Annotated in this window: 19 protein-coding genes and 2 pseudogenes; 15 read left to right on the plus strand and 6 right to left on the minus strand. The window is 36.3% G+C overall.

The window, feature by feature from the left end; genetic code table 11:
- Positions 1-60: 60 nt before the first annotated feature.
- Positions 61-1,737: a hypothetical protein gene (locus tag D9780_RS21310; protein ID WP_205601102.1), complete on the plus strand. Its 1,677-nt coding sequence runs from the start codon at positions 61-63 to the stop codon at positions 1,735-1,737.
- Entirely contained in the window at positions 1,689-1,976 is a 288-nt protein-coding gene (locus D9780_RS19360) for a hypothetical protein (protein ID WP_120381443.1), read from the plus strand. Before D9780_RS21310 ends, D9780_RS19360 begins: the two co-directional genes overlap by 49 nt.
- 484 nt (positions 1,977-2,460) lie before the next feature.
- On the opposite strand, the gene D9780_RS19365 is transcribed toward D9780_RS19360, so the two are convergent.
- Both D9780_RS19365 and D9780_RS19370 read right to left on the minus strand, forming a co-directional pair.
- Complete coding sequence (locus D9780_RS19365) at positions 2,461-2,748, minus strand: hypothetical protein (protein ID WP_121641198.1); 288 nt, start codon at positions 2,746-2,748, stop codon at positions 2,461-2,463.
- Positions 2,748-3,047, minus strand: a complete 300-nt coding sequence (locus tag D9780_RS19370) for a DUF2089 family protein (protein WP_121641199.1) — start codon at positions 3,045-3,047, stop codon at positions 2,748-2,750. The genes D9780_RS19365 and D9780_RS19370 overlap by 1 nt, the downstream gene beginning before the upstream one ends.
- A gap of 507 nt (positions 3,048-3,554) precedes the next feature.
- On the opposite strand from D9780_RS19370, the gene D9780_RS19375 reads away from it, so the two are divergent.
- Together D9780_RS19375 and D9780_RS19380 are read left to right on the plus strand one after the other, a co-directional pair.
- A complete protein-coding gene (locus tag D9780_RS19375; RefSeq protein ID WP_240458730.1) occupies positions 3,555-4,499 on the plus strand; it encodes a serine hydrolase domain-containing protein in 945 nt (314 codons plus the stop codon).
- Positions 4,500-4,665: 166 nt separating this feature from the next.
- Positions 4,666-4,938: a VOC family protein gene (locus D9780_RS19380; protein WP_121641201.1), complete on the plus strand. Its 273-nt coding sequence runs from the start codon at positions 4,666-4,668 to the stop codon at positions 4,936-4,938.
- A 400-nt stretch (positions 4,939-5,338) separates the two neighbouring features.
- Here the strand turns inward: D9780_RS19380 and D9780_RS19385 are convergent.
- Positions 5,339-6,247 (minus strand): annotated as a pseudogene (locus D9780_RS19385) (DUF2268 domain-containing protein).
- A gap of 94 nt (positions 6,248-6,341) precedes the next feature.
- On the opposite strand from D9780_RS19385, the pseudogene D9780_RS19390 reads away from it, so the two are divergent.
- Both D9780_RS19390 and D9780_RS21730 read left to right on the plus strand, forming a co-directional pair.
- Positions 6,342-6,746, plus strand: a pseudogene (locus tag D9780_RS19390) (class I SAM-dependent methyltransferase); the annotation flags it as partial.
- Positions 6,747-7,032: 286 nt separating this feature from the next.
- Complete coding sequence (locus D9780_RS21730) at positions 7,033-7,113, plus strand: putative holin-like toxin (protein WP_367946665.1); 81 nt, start codon at positions 7,033-7,035, stop codon at positions 7,111-7,113.
- A gap of 365 nt (positions 7,114-7,478) precedes the next feature.
- Here D9780_RS21730 and D9780_RS19395 read toward each other — a convergent pair whose 3' ends face one another.
- Positions 7,479-7,721, minus strand: coding sequence for a hypothetical protein (locus D9780_RS19395; protein ID WP_121641552.1), 243 nt, complete (start codon positions 7,719-7,721; stop codon positions 7,479-7,481).
- Positions 7,722-7,831: 110 nt separating this feature from the next.
- On the opposite strand from D9780_RS19395, the gene D9780_RS19400 reads away from it, so the two are divergent.
- Complete coding sequence (locus D9780_RS19400) at positions 7,832-8,161, plus strand: hypothetical protein (RefSeq protein WP_121641202.1); 330 nt, start codon at positions 7,832-7,834, stop codon at positions 8,159-8,161.
- A gap of 607 nt (positions 8,162-8,768) precedes the next feature.
- Here the strand turns inward: D9780_RS19400 and D9780_RS19405 are convergent.
- Both D9780_RS19405 and D9780_RS19410 read right to left on the minus strand, forming a co-directional pair.
- Positions 8,769-9,305 carry a DUF3267 domain-containing protein gene (locus D9780_RS19405; protein ID WP_162985938.1) on the minus strand — a complete coding sequence of 179 codons (537 nt, stop codon included), beginning with the start codon at positions 9,303-9,305 and terminating at the stop codon, positions 8,769-8,771.
- A 95-nt stretch (positions 9,306-9,400) separates the two neighbouring features.
- Entirely contained in the window at positions 9,401-10,042 is a 642-nt protein-coding gene (locus D9780_RS19410; protein ID WP_121641204.1) for a hypothetical protein, read from the minus strand.
- A gap of 1,566 nt (positions 10,043-11,608) precedes the next feature.
- Between D9780_RS19410 and pdhA the strand changes: the two genes are divergently transcribed.
- From pdhA to D9780_RS19450, 8 genes are all read left to right on the plus strand, one after another.
- Complete coding sequence (gene pdhA / locus D9780_RS19415; RefSeq protein ID WP_121641205.1) at positions 11,609-12,727, plus strand: pyruvate dehydrogenase (acetyl-transferring) E1 component subunit alpha; 1,119 nt, start codon at positions 11,609-11,611, stop codon at positions 12,725-12,727.
- Positions 12,720-13,694 carry an alpha-ketoacid dehydrogenase subunit beta gene (locus tag D9780_RS19420; protein WP_121641206.1) on the plus strand — a complete coding sequence of 325 codons (975 nt, stop codon included), beginning with the start codon at positions 12,720-12,722 and terminating at the stop codon, positions 13,692-13,694. The genes pdhA and D9780_RS19420 overlap by 8 nt, the downstream gene beginning before the upstream one ends.
- A 22-nt stretch (positions 13,695-13,716) precedes the next feature.
- Complete coding sequence (locus tag D9780_RS19425; RefSeq protein ID WP_121641207.1) at positions 13,717-15,048, plus strand: dihydrolipoamide acetyltransferase family protein; 1,332 nt, start codon at positions 13,717-13,719, stop codon at positions 15,046-15,048.
- 8 nt (positions 15,049-15,056) lie between these two features.
- The gene (lpdA, locus tag D9780_RS19430) at positions 15,057-16,469 is read left to right on the plus strand and encodes a dihydrolipoyl dehydrogenase (RefSeq protein WP_121641208.1); all 1,413 of its coding nucleotides are present in this window, start codon (positions 15,057-15,059) and stop codon (positions 16,467-16,469) included.
- Positions 16,470-16,735: 266 nt separating this feature from the next.
- The gene (locus D9780_RS19435; RefSeq protein WP_073011977.1) at positions 16,736-17,791 is read left to right on the plus strand and encodes a PTS sugar transporter subunit IIC; all 1,056 of its coding nucleotides are present in this window, start codon (positions 16,736-16,738) and stop codon (positions 17,789-17,791) included.
- A 15-nt stretch (positions 17,792-17,806) separates the two neighbouring features.
- Entirely contained in the window at positions 17,807-18,790 is a 984-nt protein-coding gene (locus D9780_RS19440; RefSeq protein ID WP_121641209.1) for a phosphate acyltransferase, read from the plus strand.
- On the plus strand, positions 18,729-19,826 hold the full coding sequence (gene buk / locus D9780_RS19445) for a butyrate kinase (protein WP_121641210.1): 1,098 nt from the start codon (positions 18,729-18,731) through the stop codon (positions 19,824-19,826). The genes D9780_RS19440 and buk overlap by 62 nt, the downstream gene beginning before the upstream one ends.
- A 20-nt stretch (positions 19,827-19,846) precedes the next feature.
- A complete protein-coding gene (locus D9780_RS19450; RefSeq protein ID WP_121641211.1) occupies positions 19,847-20,779 on the plus strand; it encodes a 2-dehydropantoate 2-reductase in 933 nt (310 codons plus the stop codon).
- Positions 20,780-21,026 lie beyond the last annotated feature (247 nt).

The following is a 21,026-nucleotide window of genomic DNA, read 5'->3' on the forward strand; positions in this document are numbered from 1 at the left end:
ATATAGAGGAAGAAAACTGAAATGTCTTAATAACGAGGGAGAGGGAGAAGGGGGATAGTTGTGAAGCGTGACTTACAAATTAATTATGGGGTTTTAGATGATATTATTGGCGAACTTCGGACATATAAGCGTGCTTTAGAAAAAATGGACGATTCACTTGATAAAGTGAGTACCTTTGTGCAAACAAATGAGGGGAAAAGTGTTGAAGCATGGGATCAGAACATTAGCAGCTCGAAAGAAAAAATTGCTAATTATGAAACACAGATCAATGACCTTTTATCCCTGTTTGAAAATTATGTAACAGACACGACGAGATATATCTCACCGATTTCAAGAAATACGATGATGCGTGTGGATCGTAATGATATTTGGGCGAATTTAAAGCAAATAGAGGGCGGTATAACGAATAATCTGTTTAAGGCATTAAACAAAAGCTATCAGCAACCTGCTTCATTTTTCGGTATGTTTGATGACCCGACGGATGCGGAAAAAGAAGCAAGTGAGATCAACCGACGTCATATGGAGCGAATCCAAACGAGTATTGAAGCAACGAGAAAAAAGCTGGAACGTAATATGGACGAGTTATGGGATTTATATAATTCTAAGGTAAAAAAATTTGAGAATGCGGATGATGAATACAATAACTTGGCCGGAAACGTAAAAAGGAAATATACGAATTTCTTTGAAGGTGTCATGGATGTTGTCAGTAGTGTAAACAAAGCTGTCGATGACTTTGAAAAAGGAATAGTAAACAGTATTGCGGGCATGGTTACGGGACTGCTAACCGTTGTTAAAGATGCAGGTGTTGTCGCCGTATCTGGCGTTGTTCCTGATCCTGTGGAGCCATCTTGGTTAAAAGATAGCGCAGATGAAACAGTTGATGCCTACACACAAGCTGCGATACAATTCTTACAAGACCCTATGCGTGCAGTGGAATCAACTGCCCAAGCCTTCACAGATAATGTGGAACAAGAGGGAGTTATGTACGTCACTGGTGCGACTATTCCAGCCTTAATACCAGGTAGTATGGCTGTCAAAGGAGCATCAGGCGTTGCCAAACTAGGCGCAGGCGCAGCAAGAAGAGCTCCGAAGTTATTGGATAGTAAGCCTTTTAGTGGTAATTATTATCGGAAAAAGATAGAGGCAGCTAAAGATGGAATGGCTAAAGTGACAGAGAAGTTCTCTTTTGGTAAAGACTATGCCCTTTCAACTGGTGGCGCAAACTTTATACTTAGAGATAAAGAATTTGCAGTTGATGCTAAGTCACAGACGTTTAACATGCAACATGGTGAGGGAGAAAAGTCAAAGACTAGGGGTACAGGTAACCTTAATGATCCATACGTTGGTGTAAAACAAGCATCTGAATATTTAAAATCGCTAGGAGTACCACGTCAATTTAGAAAGACTACATTAGAATCATTTGAAATCGGTACAATTAGGCTTGATGTGGCAGGATCAAATACTTATGGGTTAAGATTTTATGATAATCTTAACGCTTATGCAAAAGGAAGGTTTTTGTTTGAAACATTTTCTCCACAGGTTAATAGAAGTAACTTAGCACTTCCGCCAGATTGGAACAAAATGACGAGTATTCAACAATGGCAAGTTAAGCCAGGCACAATTATAATAAAAGGAAAAGCAGGTCCGCAGCTTCAAATGGGAAATCAATATATTGGAGGCGTAGAACAATGGTATATAACGAACCTAGACAGCTTAATAAAACCGTATACTTTATAAAAGAAGCCGAAAAAATGAAGGAGAAGCTTGAGCATGAGATTAATGCTCATAAACTAGGTCAAGGTAAAGATGGAACGATAAGTCAACTCGAAAATTTCCATAAAGATATAGAACTAATGATTGAAAGCAAAAGGCACATACCATCATATCCAAGAGCTATTGCTGACTCGTGGGACTTCAATAGCGAACTTGGAAAACAACTACTTAATTTATACGAGGATTATAAAAAGTTAACCTAGTTATTTTTAGAATAAATAAAAAGAATTTAAAATATAAAAGGATTATTTTAATTGTTAGTTCTAAAAAGCTCCTATTGTATTTCAACCCCTTGGGTGGATATTAAAAGATATATTTAAATACAAGAAAACTTAAAACCGTATTTAAAATAGTTATACACATTTGTCTGAAATTCTGTGGATAAACACACGTAATATACAGGTAATATACAAAATCACGTTAAATCCCTTATTTTACAATCAACCACAGTTCTCAAAACGAATTATACAAGTTTTTGGAATCCCTCAATCGTCTGCGGTTGAGGGATTTCTTATTTTATACGTTGGTCTAAAATGTAGAAAATTCACATGTATTTTGCTCTCTTAATAACGAGTAATCCATTGTCCTTGTTGAGCAACTCATAATCGAATTAGAAAGTAAAAAACTGGCATAACAACGTAATTGTTGCAGTTTATGCAGAACCTTATCCACACTTTTTTTAGTTATTTACTTCATGTCATAGGATTTCATTTTATTCAATTCCTGTTTCCTCTTTTCACGAACAACATTTCTTCCCTCATACCATCCCCCAATAAGAAAGGCTAGACCAACTGAAAGAATTAAGACATAATGGAGCAACTTTTCATTTTCATTAACGAATGTCCAAGTACGCCAAACCACGAATAATAATGGAATTATTCCTCCCCAGTAAACACTATTTCTGCTTGATAAAAAGTATTGCAAACCAAATAATCCAGCAGCAATAAAAGCATCAAAAAAACCAAAACCAAACATTATCTGTCACCTTTTTCCTGTTTATATTTTTCAATAATTAGTTTTGCTTCTTCTAAGTTAATCCGGTCATCTATTGATAGTTTTTTAATAAACTGAATAAATTCCTCATTATCCGTATCATCATTTAATTTTATTTTCTCAATTAACCTATCCAACTTAATCCTCACTGTTGGATAAGATACATCATAAATTTTCGCGATTTTTTTTAAGGAACCTGATTGCATAACAAATTTCTTAATGAATTCCAGATCTTCTTCATCCAATGACAATATCCAACCAGGAACATCTTTTATACCCATTTATACACCCCTTTATAATGTTTAAGAAAACTTTAACATAAAGATAAACAAAACTAAAGTTTAATTTAATAAAATTGAAGTTTTTTATAAAAATCAATATTATTGTGATGATAAAGGGCAATTGAAAAAAGGATCTTAAATCTGTTATAATATGTAAATTAAACTGTGAACGACATCTATCCTAATATAGAGGGGGGTGTTTATGTACATGCAAACAATTAGCATAATAAGTTGTAATAATTCCATATTTATTAGTGAGTATTATTCTTAAAGAAGGATAAGGACTCTTTTTTGTAGAATTTATTAGAGGTACAGGAAGTTTAAATAACAATTAAAAGACAGATCTACTAAAGTGCTGTAAGACTTACTTTCATTAATGAAGATATCAGCTAACAAGTCTTTACGAGTATTTGCAAGGGATTGGAGGTGCTTTAATTATTTCCTAAGTATAAAGGTAATAATAATTTTTCTTTCATATTAGACCACGTTATTAATACATTTAACCAATTGATTTGTTCTGGAGCTGCTGTATTTGTTATTCATAATGATGCCATTGTTTTAGAAGAATATATTGGGAAAAAATCAAACAAACCAAATGCAAGTGATGTTCAAGAAGATACTCAATTTCACGTAGCCTCTGTACGAAAAAGCTATATTGGTTTTGCTGTTGCATATGCCAATTATTACGGTTACATACAAAGTATAGATGATCCGGTATTAACATACCTGCCAGAATTGGAAGATGCCATTTGGAAAAATACTAAAATCAGACATTTATTAACACATACTCACGGTTTGAATCAAAAGGAAGAAACTGTTTTTCGCGAGTATCCTGTTGGGCGAAACTGGGCATATAGACAGGTTGGAGTTCATGCTTTAACTCAAATTGTTAAGAGGGCTACAGGGAAAACGGTGTCCGAAATAGTTAACGAAAATGTGTTTACGCCGTTAGCATTCTCTGAATCAAATTGGTATGCGCACAAACACGAAAAACTTGTTGATGTAATACTTCGTGATAAGAAAGATGCAAATTGGAAAACTCCTGAAAGCACAGAAGGCGACAAGATGAATATGTATGTGTCAGCACGTGAATTGGCCTTTTGGGGTTATTTGCACCTTAAACAAGGAAATATAGACGGAAGACAAACTGTACCAAAAGAAATTATACAATTGGCTACATCTGTACAAAGCCCAAGAAGTATAGATAAAAGTCTACCGCAAAATGGTTTCTTATGGTTTGTAAAAGATTTACCTACAAAGAAATCAGAAATAGGTGAAAGAGTTCCGAAAGATTCATATCAAATACTGGGTTATACAGGTGTTAATTTATTAGTAATTCCCCGTGAAAACTTGGTTGCTGTTCGCATGTTTAATAGTTTTGGTTCACCAGAAGGATATGATTATTTATCTGATATCAGGTCTTTCGGTAATACTATAATGAGTTGTTTATAAAAAATATAAATTAGGATGACGAATCTACTATTATCAAATACTTGAGTTGATTCAAACATACCGGTAATTTTAAACGTAACAAAATATGGGGAAACGGAGATAAAATGAAATTAAGACTAGAATTGTTCGTGGCAGATATAGAAAAATCCATCAAGTTTTATATGATGTGTTAGGCTTTCAGCTTCCTAAAGATATGGATGCTAATAAAAGCTACATATCTGTTAGGAATGATGATGTAGTTTTAGGTTTGGAGAAAATGGGAAATTTGTCTCAAAATCATTCACTTAGTGCCCTTCATGGTCAACAAGTTGGTTTAGGAATAGAAATAGTTTTGGAAGTTGAAGATTTACAGGAAGCACATAACAACGTAGTCTCTAAAGAATATCCAATACAGAATGAAATAACAAAAAGACCTTGGGATTGGAGGGTTTCAGAATAATGGATCCAGATGGATATTATTTAAGGATCACTTCCTCATCGGCAAATGACTAATTTTTTTCGCTTTGCTAACGGGCGCGATTGTGACATAACAAAGTTATAATTTGCCCTTTAAAACAGCTGTAATTCCTGTTTAACCACTACGAAGCTCCAGAAATTTCCCAATCATTTTTCTATCTTTTGGAGAGGACTTTAAAAATTTATGCGAACCAATTTTGACCCAATTGCAGAGGTTGAGCGGCTTTTTGGAATAACTATAATCCCTGACCTAGCTTGTAGAATTTGCTCTATACGCGTTAGGCAGACCATTACCTATAAAATTTTCAGCTATAAATATCCAAGGATAAAAAGCACAGAACGATATCTGTGCTTTTATGTGATAAGCTATTTTACAAAGAAATTTATGTGGCAAACAATTCACAACCATTAATTATGTCATCTGTTGAAGCTAAGGTTGCTTCGTATATGGTTTTGTTATACTTTTTCATATAAGCTTGAACAGCTTTATATCCTACTGCATAACCAGCGCAGAAAGGAAGACCAACAGGTTGATACCCTTCTTGCGCAGCAATTTCATCGCCAAACATATAGCTGCTTACCTCTGCAAACCCCTTTAACTCAAGCGCTTCTCTAATAACATTGGTGGAATACTCTACTTCTTCTTTATTCATACTTGTAACCCAAGGGCCTAATTGCTCTGCTCCATATAACTCTCTTGCAAATGATTCAGCTAACCCCTCTATAACGAGATAATCAGCTACTGTAACATTTCCGTAATCCCAATCAAAATAAGAAAAACGTATATTATGATGAAATTCATGAGCTATTACCGCTGGGATTCTCGGCAAATTATAATGATTTGGATATATATTTACCGTAATAAATCCAGGTATTCCTCCAAACCCTGTATAGCCATTTGATAGTTTTAATTTTTCAGGATCAGAAATATACAGTCCTAATTTTATTTCCTTAGCATTTATTTTCAAACCTGCATGAACCGCTTTATCTATACATGTTTTAATCGTATTTTCTGCTACTGCATAAGCATTGCTATCTTTTAAAATAGTGAGTGCTTCTTTAATGGTTTTATCATCAGAAATGTCTGCATAACCAAGCATTTTCGTAGCCATTAATACATCATAACCATTTTCTTTCTTCGCTTTTATAGGGACATTAATTAATTTCCACATTTTTTCAAGTGGCTACATCATCATATAGCGAAAGAAATCTTTCCTCTCTTCCGAATTGGTAATTTGAAGTAATCTTTCATATTGTTCTAATGAGTTAACTATTTTATAATCGATGCTCATTTGAAACACCTCCTTATTCTAAGCATAAGGTTTAACGTGACGTTAGAGTCAAGAGGTTATCCTTGCTTGGATATATTAATTGATAAAAAAGAAGCAAGGCTTAATAGAAAAAGGGTTTGATCATAAAAAAACTTTCTTTAGCTTTTTGGGGGTTTCCTATTATCTCACTAAAGAGAGTAACGAAAATTTGATAAAAGACTTATTTGCGGGCATCCCGGAAGGTAGTTCTATTGTTTTTGATTTTGCTGATGAAACACTTTTTCAAGAAAAGGGCGTGTCTAATCGAGTTGAAAACATGGTGAAAATGGCTTCGGCAAGCGGAGAGCCAATGAAATCAGCATTCACTTATAATGAAATAGAGAGTATGTTGGAAAAATCGGGCTTGCTAATTTATGAGCATTTGACGCCAGATTCGATAAATGAGCTTTATTTTAAAAATAGAACGGATTATTTATCAGCTTTTGAGACCATTCATTTCGTTCATGCTGTAAAGAGATGATTTTCATAAAGAAACAAATGCTAAAACTAAATAAGGAAAGAACGAGTGGAAAAATAGTTATTTTCAGTTTAGGAAAAGCACCAAATGATGCTTTATAAGCTGGGTGTAACTTTAACCTAAACAGATATACATGATGAGTTAAAAATAAAACGACAAAAGAATACGATAAAAGCAGATGATTTAAAAATGATGTGAAAAGATTGAATAGTTTGTTATACTTGCTGTAAGTGTAATAGGGCTTTCATGGGTGGTAGTTCACCCCTTTTTGAAGAAAGGGGGTGATAGTATGACAGTATTTGAAACATTGGTGTTGATGATCTCTTTCTCAACCTTAGTTGTAGCTATACTGTCACAACAAAAAAAGTAACCACCCGATGAATGCCTAGCCGCATTTTGGTTGGTTACTTTTTAACCACAAAACATGTGAGCTACCCCCTTGAAGGGCTATTACACATTAGACCGTTCCATGTACCAGCATGGGCGGTCTTTTATTATCATATGATCTTCTATATATAGTATACCTCATTTTCGTTACAAAATAAACATGTATGACCCACCAATGGATGTTTATAATGCAATATTTATTTGACTGTTTAATTAACTTAAAAATGATCTGGGTAACAATATCCTTACAAGAAAGTATATTTTAACCATTTAGTTAAATAGTGGTGTTTATATTATTTTAAAGCTTCCTTTTAGTGAAAGTCTGTATTGTACATGGATCGGCTTTGTTTAAAAGGTATGAATGATAACTAAAATCATGGTCGTTAGTAAAATAAATACCCATCCAATATCCATCCATTTATTGCCTGTCTCTACATCAAGTTCCTTTTTTGCCATAAGTGATTCAATAAGAGAGTATAAACCCCCTAAAACGAAAAAATTCAAAACGGTTAATTTATTTATAACTAGTAAAAAGAGAACTAAAATACAAAATATAAGTGTACGAACAAAAGGTAATCTTAGTATCTTCAATTGCCACACCTCTTTTCCATATTTTATCACTTTGTACATCATTTTTGAACATTATTCCTTTTATATACAGAAAATATCATCTAAAGTGAATAAATATTAGGAGGAAAAGAGTGACGCAATACTTTTATATCGCTTCTACAAAAAAATTAAGAACAGAAGTTGTTGGTTCCAAACTAATATCCCGTGCACAGTCAAATATTTTCAAAGATGAAATAGATGCAACTGATTTATTTTTTGAAGCAAACTATGATGCAGAGATAAGGAAGCGAGTTAATTATGCTCCTGTGTTGTCATTTAAGTATCAAGTCGCTGTTAGTCATAACTTACTACCTCTAAAACATGAAGAACGCGAGCCAAATAGGACGTTCAATAGCTTTAATGGTTGCATGTGGAGCAGCGCTTCTAATAACTATTATTTAACCCATACAATTGCCCTTTAATAATTTGATGGAACGGGGAGGATACATTTATGCTTTGAATACATGTATATAGGGAAATACAACAATTTTAAATTCACGCTTTTTTTATGAAAAGGTATTGATAAAACAGTGATGATCTCTTTCTCAACCTCAATTGTTACCATACTTTCACAACAAAAAAAGTAACCCCCATTGAACGCCTAACAAGCATTTGGGTGGTTACTTTTTAATTCTACAATGTAAGCTACCCTTTTGAAGGACTGTTACACATCAGACTGTTCCGTGTACTAGCATGGGCGGTCTTTTATTATCGTATAATCTTCTATATATAGTTATACCTCATTTTCTTTACAAAATAAACATGTATGGCTCGCCAATGGATGTTGTAAAGTATGTAAATTAATAAAAATAACTTCCTTTTTTTTGGGTCAACACATAAACACATTCTTCCCATACGTGGTAAGCACGTCACAATGATTGATACACTTTTCCGATAAAGGTGGTATAAAAGGTTGTACAAATGATTAAAGTTGTCCGCCGTACGCTTTAAAATTAGTAAAAGCGGGACGAAAACTTTGGTCAAACTACATCCCTCTATCCTTTCCCCACACCAAACGTTTTTCTTCCATTACGCTACAAAAAATTTAGCGCCAACTGGCGTATCTTCACAATGGGTGATGTTTGGATTTTTAATGATTTCATAAATATACCAAAAGTCACCAGCACATCCTGCTGTATGGAGAATGAATACAATCCAAAAAGCAGTGCTTTCCATTCCAAAAATAAATAGAAGACAAAATAGTATACTATTTATAACAAACGGGGCTAAAATAATGATCATAAACTGTCGCTTTGTATAAACTTGTCCAGGGTTCGTCGCATAAAGCATCCCTTTTGTAAACCCATACTTCACTTTTCTAGATGTAGAAAAGGCTTTGAAAAATATTCCATGAATAAACTCATGAATTGGTAAGGAGACTAACGTTACTCCTAGTACCCACACCAATGTAGATAGAGAAAAGAATAAACGAACTTCTCCGATTATAATGGTGTGAGCTACCAACACAGCAACCGTTGTAATTATTAGGATCGCTATACTAAATAGGTTTATTTTATTGTATAATTTTTTATCTTCTAGAATGTTTAATTCCTTATATAGTTTCATAAGTAACTCCTTCATTCACTAAGGTCTTCCTGTTTTTCTTCTGTATCTTCCATATTCTAAATGATGTTAGGTTCTACAAAACTAGAGAACTGTCTTTACAGAGTATTCATTTTGTTAATGAGCGCACTAATTTTAGTATCTTCTCCTCTATCTACACGCACTAACTCCGTATTTTCAATCAAATCTTTGTAAAAATCTTCTCCTGTTGGGTAGCTGCCGTCCCAACGTAAGGGGATGTTATATACATTTATTGTTCCGTCTCCATTGCTACTATATGTTACGGAACCCGCTACTAAACGGCTACCAGATAACTGAATGACGTCTTCGGGATAGCTCGCACTTGTTTCATCATCGGGGTTAAGTGGTGTCCCAGCGGAAATATGGCGGATATTCAATTCCTCTACATCTTTAATTGCCCCAAGCTGTAGCCAAATACGTGCATATTCAATTTCCTCTGTAGAATAATTGGATAAGGTATCTTTTTCCGCGTTGTCTTCTGAAGAAGCATCTTTGGATTCACCTGTTTTCCCTTTATTAGATGTGTTGCTAGATGGCGTTTTTTCTAAGTCGTTGTTTTTAGTATCTTCCTTATTATCTGTTTCCGATACTGTAGTGACATCCTTCTCTGAATTCTCCGCTTCTGATTCTTCCTCCATGCTATTTGCACATCCTGCGAGTAAGAAAATAAACAGGGTAAGTACAAAGCTTCCATAAATCTTCTTTGTTTGATTCTTCATGTAACCGACATTCCTTTCTTTACACTATAGGGAGTATAAAAATTATTATTGATTATAGTTAAGAAAAACGAAGGCTTCCGCTATGAGACTTGGCGGAAAACGGAAAACCAAGTTTTTCTAAAAAGAAATTTGATGCTATGACGTAACCAAACAACCGAACGGGCTCCGTCCGGCTTCAGCGCCCAGCAAAACTAGGCGACTTCACGAAATACACTACGAATAAGTCATCATCGATTCGTACTAAATAGGAAGGCCGGCTAAAGACGGGCTTGTTGGAGGGAGCCGGCATACTCCTGTTGCAGGGAGCATGATTCCTAAAACTTTAATTGATTCGCTCCACTTGCTACGTTGCTAATCGGACGCTTGCGCATTTGTTCAAACATAGCATTGTAATGACGCAATATTAGCAGGTTCGTTTGAAAATTAATATAATCTTCCAGCATTAATACTTCAAATTTAACATGTGTACATTCGAACTTACATCCCCCCATAGAATAAGTGACAACATTTCCCCTTATTCTACCATTTTCCACTATAAGTTCATAAGCTATATAGCCAAATAATAGACCTGTGATAGTGCCTAAGGCAAGTCTAGATAGGAAAGAAAAAGTCTAATAAGCAGGAAATAATAAATGCGCTCTGCCAATGGTTGGAGCATATCCCTTGGTATAGCAAAAGGCTGATCGTAAATGACAGTTAAAGGGAATTATGAAAGAGTGGCTAGGATAAGAATCTAGCCTATGATAAAACTGGTGCCCAATAAAGAAGGAAACATAGTTTTTACAGGATAGGCAAATATAATATTTTTATAGAGAATAAGCAAAACGATGATATTTTATAGCTAGATAGCTTGGCAATAACCAAGCATTTCGAAAAAAGGTTTGTTTTGATTTAGAAGATAGGTTATACCTAACGAAAGTAAAAAATATAATGAAGTAAATGCAGTAAAAATGTGCATCTGCTGAAAGCAATGGAGTAATGGCGTTACGGGGCGGTGTGCGCCTTTTTAGCAAGATAAGAAAGTATAAAATTATGATGCTATAAGATAACCAAATAACCAAATCAGCCCCGTCCGACTCCATCGCCCAGCAACTAGGTACTTTACAATCGCCCTAAGCTAAGTCACCATCGGTTCGTGCCTAAGAGGAAGGTCGATTAAAACTGGCTTGCCCAAAACGTCGTCATACTCCCGTTTTAGTGACATGATTGCTAAAACTTTAGTTAATTCGTTCCACTCGCTACGTTGCTAAATGGGCGCTTACGTCTCTGTTCTTGTCATCTCCTTTGGAAAGAACAACACTTAAACAATCGGAGAGCAATCATAGAAAACTTCCTCGAATGGAAGATGTTTTTTCTCTAGTATTGATCCCTGCTTTTTATTAGCAAATAATACCATTCATAATTTAGACACTAATAATGAACAGAAGTCTTCAAAGTCTTGTATTGTAAGCGCTTAAATATTTTCTATATGGCTATAAAATTTATCAATTATCCAAGTCTTTCAATCAATGCTAAGGTTGAATTGTGAAGAGGTTCACCAGTAAAAACAGAAAGGAATGTTAACGCATGTCTAAAAAAAGTACAACAAAGTTAGATTTAGTTAGCCTTGTAAAAGGATATAAAGATTCGTTTCCTTTTTACCAAGTACTAGCTCCATCAGGAGAAATTGTGCATTCTGACCTAGAACCTAAGCTAAGTGATGAAGAACTGACTACATTAATGAAAAGACTTGTATGGGCCCGGACATATGATAAAAGAGTTACATTACTAAACCGTCAAGGAGCTTTAGGAAATTATGCTCCAGGTGGAGGACAAGAAGCTAGTCAAATTGCTACACAATATGCTTTAGGTGAGAAGGATTTTTTTGCAGGAACCTACCGAGATTTAGCACCGCTTATTTTACATGGCTTACCTTTAGAAAAAGCTTTCCTTTGGTATAAAGGGCATATGAAAGGAAATGAGTATCCAGAAGACCTCCAAGCTTATGCACCGCAAGTGATTGTTGGTGGGCACATTACACACGCAATGGGTGTTGCATTTGGAATGAAAAAGCGAAATAAAAAATCAATCGTATTGTCATTAAGTGGTGATGGGGCGACATCACAAGGAGACTTTTATGAGGGCATTAACTTTGCTGGTGCTTATCAGGTTCCTTATATTGCCGTTGTTCAAAATAATGGATATGGTATCTCGGTACCAGTCGAACAACAAACGGCCGCTGAAACATTGGCACAGAAAGCTGTAGCGGCTGGAATTCCGGGTATTCGAGTAGATGGAATGGATCCACTTGCTATGTACGCAGCAGTCTCTACAGCTCGTGAACATGCCTTGGCAGGGCAAGGGCCTGTCGTTATAGAAGCGTTAACCTACCGTTTTGGACCACATACGATGTCTGACGATCCAAATCGTTATCGTTTAGCTGAGGAGTTAGGAGAATGGGAGCAAAAAGATCCCCTAGTTAGAATGAGAACGTATTTAAGCAATAAAGGCTTATGGACGGAAGAACAAGAAAAAGAAGTTGCAGAATCTTGTAAGCAAGAGATTAAAGACGCCGTTGCAGCAATTGGTCAAGTTGACAAACAAAAAGTGTCTGATTTCTTGAAGAACATGTATGAAGTTTCTCCTCAAAATATTCAAGAACAAATTGCTGAATACGAAGCAAGGGAGATGAAGGAAGATGAGTAAAAAAACAATGGTACAGGCTATTAATGATGCACTGGACTATAAATTAAATAAAGATGAAAACGTTTTATTGTTTGGCGAAGATATTGGACCTAACGGTGGTGTTTTCAGGGTTACAGATGGGCTTCAAGCTAAACATGGAGAGGATCGTGTATTTGATACACCATTAGCAGAATCAGGAATTCTAGGTATGTCTGTAGGATTAGCTACAGAAGGATTTAGACCTGTCCCTGAAATACAGTTTCTAGGATTTATTCTAGAAGCAATGTCTCCAGTTGTAGCCCAATTTTCTCGAATGCGCTACCGGATGGCAAACACAAGAAGTATGCCAATTACAGTTAGAGCACCATATGGCGGTGGAGTGCATACACCAGAACTTCACTCCGATAGTTTAGAAGGTATATTAGCACAGGTGCCGGGGATGCGTATTGTTATTCCAAGTAACCCATATGATGCCAAAGGGCTACTTATTTCTGCGATTGAAAGTAATGATCCGGTTATTTTCTTAGAACATTTGAAGCTTTACCGCTCCATGAAACAGGACATTCCAGATGAAGATTATCGTGTACCTTTAGATAAAGCAGCAGTTACACGTGAAGGATCTGATGTAACCGTTATAGGGTATGGTCTTATGATTAGTGAAGCACTTAAAGCAGCTAAAGAATTAGAAGATGAAATTTCTGTAGAAGTTATTGATTTAAGAACGATTGCACCAATTGATATGGACACAGTGCTTGCATCCGTTAAGAAAACAGGTCGTGTTGTGGTGACACAAGAAGCACAACGTCAGGCAGGTGTCACGGGACAATTAATGTCAGAAATTGGGGAGCGTGCCTTTATGTATTTAGAAGCACCTATTTCAAGAGTTACCGCACCAGATTCCGTTTACCCGTTTGGTGCAGCTGAAGCAGACTGGCTCCCTAATGCGAAAGATATTATTAAAAAAGTGAAGGAAGTATATGATTTTTAGAATAAATGAAGGAGGATGCTGAATGATTTATTCATTTATATTACCTGATAGCGGTGAAGGGATACACGAAAGTGAAATTGTCTCGTGGGTTGTACAACCTGGGGATAAAGTAAAAGAAGACGATACGCTAGTAGAAATTCAAAGTGATAAGGCTGTTGTAGAACTTCCTTCTCCTGTTTCTGGTGTTGTAAAAAAATTATTATTTAAGGAAGGTGATGTTCCAAAGGTTGGAGACGCAATTATGGAAATTGAGATGTCTGATGAAGGTGCTGAAAAAGTAGCAAAGGAAGAGGAAGGCAATGTTACGAAAGAGCGTGGTACGGATACGGTAGCCATTGAACATGAAGCTGTTCGTCATTTGACTCCATCAGAAGAACTGCCTGAGAAAACACCGGATCAAAAATCAGTTGCTAAAAAGCCAGCTTCAGACGTGGACATTAGAATGTTAGCTATTCCGGCCGTTAGAAAATATGCACGTGAAAAAGATGTTGATATTACGCAAGTTCCAGCTACTGGTAAAAATAATCGTGTCACTATAGAAGATATTGATCAATTCTTAGCTTCAGGTGGACAAGCTGCACAAAAAGAAGTGGTTCAAAAAGAAATGGTTCAGGAACAAGCAGCACCCGAAACAACAGTCACTGAACTAGAGCGTAGAGTTAAAATGACTCCTACTCGTAAAGCGATTGCAAATGCCATGGTAAATAGTAAAGCGACATCACCTCATGTAACGGTGTTGGATCGTGTGAATGTATCTAAACTTGTAGAACACCGGGGTCGTTTTAAGGTTATTGCCAAAAAACGAGGCGTTAAATTAACGTATACTGCTTACTTTGTAAAAGCTTTGACAGCTATATTAACTCGTTACCCTGACTTAAATGCATCCATAGATGAGAAAGCAGGAGAAATTATTTATAAAAATTACGTGAACGTAGGAATTGCAACAGATACAGATAAAGGTCTCTTTGTTCCGGTAATCCATGATACAGATCGTAAAAGTTTATTTAAGATTGCTGAAGACCTTGCCGAAAATACAGAAAGAGCAATGAATGGAACATTAACAAGTGCAGACATGAAAAATAGTTCAATGACAATTACGAATGTTGGAGCTCTTGCAACTAGTGGTGTATGGTCAACTCCAATTATTAATCAGCCAGAAGTTGCTATTCTTGGGGTAGGTAGGATAGAAGATGAAGTCATCCCTGATGAAAATAAACAACCAATAGTTGCACCGATGTTAAAAATATCATTTGGTTTTGATCATAGAATAATTGATGGTGGAACGGCACAAAGAGCAATTAATGATTTAAAAGATTATTTAGCTGATCCAGAATTACTTTTTGTAGAAGGGTGATGAATTTCATGGTAGTAGGGGATTTTGCTGAAGAATTAGAAACAGTAGTCATTGGTTCAGGACCAGGAGGATATGTTGCTGCCATTCGTGCTGCACAACTTGGTCAAAAGGTAGCTATTATAGAGCGAGGAGAAATTGGTGGCGCTTGTTTAAACGTTGGATGCATTCCATCTAAAGCGTTAATTCATGCTAGTCATAAATATCAAACTTCCTTGGATTCCAAAATTTTAGGCATTCATACGAAAGAAACGACCGTGAATTTTAAAGAAACACAAGCTTGGAAAGATAAAGAAGTCGTTGCTACGTTAACAAAGGGTGTTGAAATGCTTCTTAAGAAAAATAAAGTCGAAATAATAAAAGGAGAAGCACACTTTATTGATAATGAAACGCTTCGTGTTATGTATGATGAAGATTCTGGACAGACGTATAACTTTAAGCATGCGATTATCGCTACGGGAAGTCGTCCAATTGAAATCGAATCATTTAAATTTGGTAAACGTGTTATAGATTCCACTGGCGCATTAAACTTAACCGAAATACCTAAGAAACTGACTGTCATAGGCGGAGGATATATTGGTGTTGAACTTGCTGGTGTTTACGCTAATTTCGGTACAGAAGTGACTATTTTAGAAGGATCAGAACAGATTTTACCTAGTTTTGAAAAAGACATGGTTAAACTTGTTGTTGATGCATTCAAAGCTAAAAATGTTTCCATTGTAACAAATGCGATGGCTAAATTTGTGAAGCAAACAGACAAAAAAGCAACGGTCACATATGATGCAGGTGGGCAAGAAGAGGCCATCGATGCTGACTATGTGTTAGTATCTGTAGGACGTAAGCCGAACACAGATGATATTGGTTTAGAACTAGCTGGCATTAAAACAAATGATAAAGGTCTTATTGAAGTCGATGAACAAGGTCGCACGAATAAAAAGAATATTTTTGCCATTGGTGACGTTGTCCCCGGATCTGCACTTGCCCATAAAGCAAGCTATGAGGCAAAAGTAGCTGCTGAAGTAATTAGTGGAAGCAAAGGTGCAGCAGTAGATTACTTGGCAATGCCTGCTATATGTTTCACAGATCCAGAACTAGCAACAGTTGGTTATACGAAAAAAGAAGCGAAAGAACATGGATATGACGTCAAAGAGAGCAAATTCCCACTTGCAGGTAATGGGCGTGCATTATCCCTCAATCAAACAGAAGGATTTGTCCGTCTCATTACAGAGAAGGAAAGTGGTACGCTATTAGGTGCGCAACTAGCTGGAGTTAGCGCAAGTGATATGATTGCTGAAATAGGGTTAGCTATCGAAAACGGATTAACTGCGGAAGATGTTACATTAACGATTCATAGTCACCCATCCATGGCAGAAAGTGTGATGGATGCTGCCGAGTTAGCATTAGGACAACCAATCCATATTTAAATGTATGAGTAAGAGAGCGGGGCTTTATCACATGTTCATTCAGAAATTCTCCTTTGATAGAGCCCTTCGTATAAAAATAAGAAAACCTTCTAACTAAAAGTGGTTCTATTATAAGTTTTTAGATTTTATAATAGGGAGGGAAAAACAGAAGCTTTCCTCATTGGAGATAAGCTACGTATTTCTAACACAATGATTTAGTTTCTTGTGAATTTTTTAACAAGAGAAGGCTAAGATAACTAAAAATTTTACAGCAGAGGAGAATATTCATGGGGACAGAAACAATGACAGCCAAGAAGTTTTCAATGAATGTACTAAATGGATTAGCAATAGGTACTGTTTTAGCATTAATACCAGGTGCATTACTAGGAGAATTATTTAAAGCATTATTACCTATTTTTCCTCAAGGTCAGTTTGTTTTAGATGTTACATCCATGTCCAACTCGATATTAGGATTAATTGTTGGTGTTTTGATTGGTTATCAATTTAAATTCACTCCTATTCAATCAGCTTCCCTCGGTCTTGCAGTCATGGTAGGTGGAGGAGCAGTTGATTTTTCAGGTGACGCGCTAACTATGGCAGGAACGGGTGATGTCATTAATATGATGTTTACCGGTGCTATTGGTGCTGGGATTATTCAATTGTTAGGTTCACGTTTAAAAAGTTACAGTATTATTTTAATACCGCCAATTCTATTAATTGTTGGTGGAGGGTTAGGTTATGCGCTTTTACCATATGTTGGGCACATTACAACACTTATCGGCCATTTTGTATCTCAGTTACTTACGCTACAACCTATTATCATGAGTGTTTTACTTGCGATTTTATTCTCTATTCTTATCACAACGCCAATTACTACAGTCGGAATTGCCCTTGCTGTTTCCCTAGCGGGTATTGGGTCTGGCGCTGGAAATTTAGGGGTCGTTGCTGCAGGCTTTGGGCTTGCGATTGCAGGTTGGAGAGTAAACTCAGTAGGGACATCACTGGCTCACTTTATTGGCTCCCCAAAAATGTCAATGCCGAACGTCTTTGCTAAACCGAAAATATTGCTACCAGTTATTTGTAATGCTGCTGTATTAGGAATACTAGCGGCGATATTTAAAATACAAGGAACGCCTATGAGTGCGGGGTTTGGATTTAGTGGACTGGTTGGCCCGGTTAACCATCTCAACTTGGCAGCAGGTGGATGGTCCGTTGGAAACATATTCATTACGATATTAGTATTTGTTGTCGCTCCAATAGGTTTAGGGATATTTTTTAATTACCTGTTTACAAAAATCTGGCCAATTATTTCACCAGAAGATTACAAACTCGACGTAGAATAACGGGAGGCTTACAGCATGTTACATGATTTTCAAGAATTGGAACAAAAGATAGGCAACATAAAAGAACCTAAAAAAGTAGCTGTCGTTAAAGCGGCTAATGAACATGCGTTAGAAAGCATTTTTGAACTAGCTAATGAAGGAGTAGTTATACCATTTCTAATTGATAGTCAGTCAGAAATAGAAGATTTAATATCAAAAATGGATATGAAAAACACTACTTATCATATCGTTGACGTGTCATCTGATCAAGAGGCAGCGTATAAAGGTGTTGAATTAGTAAGGGAAAATAAGGTTCATTTTATTATGAAAGGAAATATTCAAACGGGGACATTATTAAAAGAAGTCGTTCATCGGGAAACAGGAATACGAGAGAAAGATGTCCTTTCTCATCTAGCGTTAATCGATGTTCCTGCTTATCCAAAACTGATTGGAGTTACAGATGGCGGTATGCTGTTAACGCCAAATGTCGATCAAAAACAGGCGATGATAGAAAATGCGCTAGAAGTCATGCGGGCATTAAACTATCATTATCCAAAATTTGCGGTATTATCTGCAACTGAAGTTGTTCAGCCTAAGCTTCCAGCTTCAACAGATGCAGATGAATTAACGAAACGATTTAAGGAAAGTGAAGATTGTGTTGTAGAAGGGCCTATTTCATTAGATGTTGCTCTTAGACCTTCCATTGCGACTGAAAAAGGATACCAAGGAGAAATTAACGGGGATGCAGATGTATTAGTTGCTTCTGATGTTGTAGCCGGTAATACACTATCCAAAAGTATGCTCCTACTTGCTAACGGCACAATGGCTGGCATTATTCTTGGGGCTCAAGTTCCAATTGTTTTAACATCTAGAAGTTCAAGTACACTGGAAAAACGATATTCTCTTCTGTTGGCATTACAAATTAGCCATGCACAAAAAGAGGAAGGAGTAAATGAAGATGGCGGATCGTATTCTATCTATAAATCCTGGAGCAACATCAACGAAACTTGCATATTTTGAACATGATGAATTGATTTTAAGTAAAGAATTAACCTATTCCTATGATGATATTGCTAAATACGATTTTATCATGGATCAATATGATTTTCGATTTAGAGAGATTACCATGTGGTTAACAGAACAAAACATGACGAAGGGTTCTTTCGATGCGGTTGTAGGTCGTGGAGGATTGTTACCTCCAGTTAATGCAGGTGCATATATTGTTGATGACGCAATGATAGATTGTTTAAAACATCGTCCTGTCTTACAACACGCTTCAAATCTGGGAGCTACGCTGGCAAAAGGGGTTGCTCAAGCGTTTGGCACATTGGATTGTAAGGCCTATATATATGATCCTGTAACGGTTGATCAAATGGATGATGTTGCACGAATTTCAGGGGTTGCAGACATAGAGCGTAAAAGTATTGGTCATGTGTTAAATATGCGAGCTGTCTGTATGAAAATTGCAGAAGAAAAGTTACAGAAGCCTTATGAAGAAAGCAATCTTATTGTAGCACATGTTGGCGGAGGAAGTTCAGCTAGTGTGCATAAAAACGGCCGTATGATTGATCTTGTATCTGATGATGAAGGTTTATTTTCAACAGAACGTTCTGGAGGTCTCCCATTAAAAGAAGTTATTCCATTGTGTTTTGAACGTACGAAAAAAGAAATGACGGATTTGACACGGAAAAAAGGTGGACTTGTCTCTTATTTTGGTACAAATGACGCTCGTATTGTTGAGGAAAAAGCTAAAAATGGGGATGAAAAAGCAAAACTTGTTTTAGAGGCGATGGCTTACCAAATAGCAAAGACAATTGGTGAACTCGCTACGGTTCTTTACGGAAAAGTGGATGGAATTATTATGACTGGTGGACTTGCTTATTCGGAGTTTATTACCAGTCTGGTGAAAGATAGAACCTCTTTTATTGCCCCTGTTTTCTTTGTTCCGGGGGAAGCAGAAATGGTAGCACTTGCTAAAGGAGCGAGGCGTGTTTTAGTCGGTCAAGAAAAAGCGCAAGTTTTTAAAGAACACGACAGAAAGGCAATTGTTGTGTAAAAAAACTAGTAGGTGAGATAATGAAAATAGCAATCGCAGGATCTGGAGCGTTGGGTAGTCGGTTTGGCTACATGCTTTACGAAGCAGGAAATGATGTTATCTTAATTGATAAATGGAAAGAACATATTGATTCCATTCGGGAAAATGGTCTCATCGTTCAAGATGGAAATAACAGAAAAATAGTTAACATTCCTATCTTTTATCCCCATGAAGTGGCTGAGGAAGTTGATCTTGTCTTCGTTTTCACAAAATCAATGGGTTTGCAGGATATGCTAGAGGACATAAAACCAATTTTAGGGGAAAATACAAGTGTGGTTAGTTTACTAAATGGAATTGGCCATGAAGATATATTAAAAGAATACCTTCCTGTTAAAAACATTTTTATGGGTGTGACCATTTATACTTCAGGATTGAAAGGTTCTGGTCACGTTATTTTTGAGGGATCTGGCACCATTGAAATTCAGAACTTTACACCAGGAGATTGTGAAGAGAAAAAGGCCTTACAACTTGTAGGTATGCTCAATCAAGCTGGTTTTAAAGCATACTATAGTGAGGATGTTACACATTCTATTTGGAGAAAAGCATGTGTTAATGGAGCGATGAATGCAATTTGTGCACTACTTGATTGTAACTTGGCAGAGTTCGTATCAACGAATCAAGCCGAAATGATTATTCGTCGTATCGCGAAGGAGTTTGTTAAAGTAGCCAGGGAAAAGGGAACAATACTAGATGAGGATGATATAGTTGAATATATTTTACAGTCTTCTAGAAAAGTTGGAAGTCACTATCCCTCCATGCACCAAGATCTCATTCAAAACCATCGTTTAACAGAAGTGGATTTTTTAAATGGTGCTGTAGCCCGAATGTCGAAAGAACTTGGCTTTGAGACTCCATATAATACATTCATTACGCAATTAATACACGCTAAGGAACAAATCATAATGGATGAATAGTGTTTGTTCTTCGTTATAGGGTACGAGATAACAAGGTAATTTAGGGTATAGAAGAGCGGTCATGATCATGACAAGTATGTGCCAATATCTCTTTGATGCTGTCTTCTTAGTCATGAATGATGCCCGCTCGTTGTCAAATCGATTGCGAATGTATCTTGTAGATTCCTAACATAAGTAGCGAGGGATTATAGCAATTCATAAAACCCAATTTTGAGGTGTTCTATGACAATCATTTTAAAATAACCTA

This window comes from Virgibacillus sp. Bac330 (assembly GCF_003667845.1).
GTDB classification, from domain to species: Bacteria; Bacillota; Bacilli; order Bacillales; family Amphibacillaceae; genus Virgibacillus; species Virgibacillus chiguensis.

Excerpts from the sequence above, each read along its gene's own strand:
- D9780_RS19405 (WP_162985938.1), bottom strand. The coding sequence starts at position 9,305 with ATGAAACTATATAAGGAATTAAACATTCTAGAAGATAAAAAATTATAC.
- buk (WP_121641210.1), top strand. The coding sequence starts at position 18,729 with ATGGCGGATCGTATTCTATCTATAAATCCTGGAGCAACATCAACGAAA.
- D9780_RS21730 (WP_367946665.1), top strand. The coding sequence starts at position 7,033 with ATGACAGTATTTGAAACATTGGTGTTGATGATCTCTTTCTCAACCTTA.
- D9780_RS19440 (WP_121641209.1), top strand. The coding sequence starts at position 17,807 with ATGTTACATGATTTTCAAGAATTGGAACAAAAGATAGGCAACATAAAA.
- D9780_RS19410 (WP_121641204.1), bottom strand. The coding sequence starts at position 10,042 with ATGAAGAATCAAACAAAGAAGATTTATGGAAGCTTTGTACTTACCCTG.
- D9780_RS19365 (WP_121641198.1), bottom strand. The coding sequence starts at position 2,748 with ATGTTTGGTTTTGGTTTTTTTGATGCTTTTATTGCTGCTGGATTATTT.
- D9780_RS19450 (WP_121641211.1), top strand. The coding sequence starts at position 19,847 with ATGAAAATAGCAATCGCAGGATCTGGAGCGTTGGGTAGTCGGTTTGGC.
- D9780_RS19370 (WP_121641199.1), bottom strand. The coding sequence starts at position 3,047 with ATGGGTATAAAAGATGTTCCTGGTTGGATATTGTCATTGGATGAAGAA.
- D9780_RS19435 (WP_073011977.1), top strand. The coding sequence starts at position 16,736 with ATGGGGACAGAAACAATGACAGCCAAGAAGTTTTCAATGAATGTACTA.
- pdhA (WP_121641205.1), top strand. The coding sequence starts at position 11,609 with ATGTCTAAAAAAAGTACAACAAAGTTAGATTTAGTTAGCCTTGTAAAA.
- D9780_RS19425 (WP_121641207.1), top strand. The coding sequence starts at position 13,717 with ATGATTTATTCATTTATATTACCTGATAGCGGTGAAGGGATACACGAA.
- lpdA (WP_121641208.1), top strand. The coding sequence starts at position 15,057 with ATGGTAGTAGGGGATTTTGCTGAAGAATTAGAAACAGTAGTCATTGGT.
- D9780_RS19420 (WP_121641206.1), top strand. The coding sequence starts at position 12,720 with ATGAGTAAAAAAACAATGGTACAGGCTATTAATGATGCACTGGACTAT.
- D9780_RS19360 (WP_120381443.1), top strand. The coding sequence starts at position 1,689 with ATGGTATATAACGAACCTAGACAGCTTAATAAAACCGTATACTTTATA.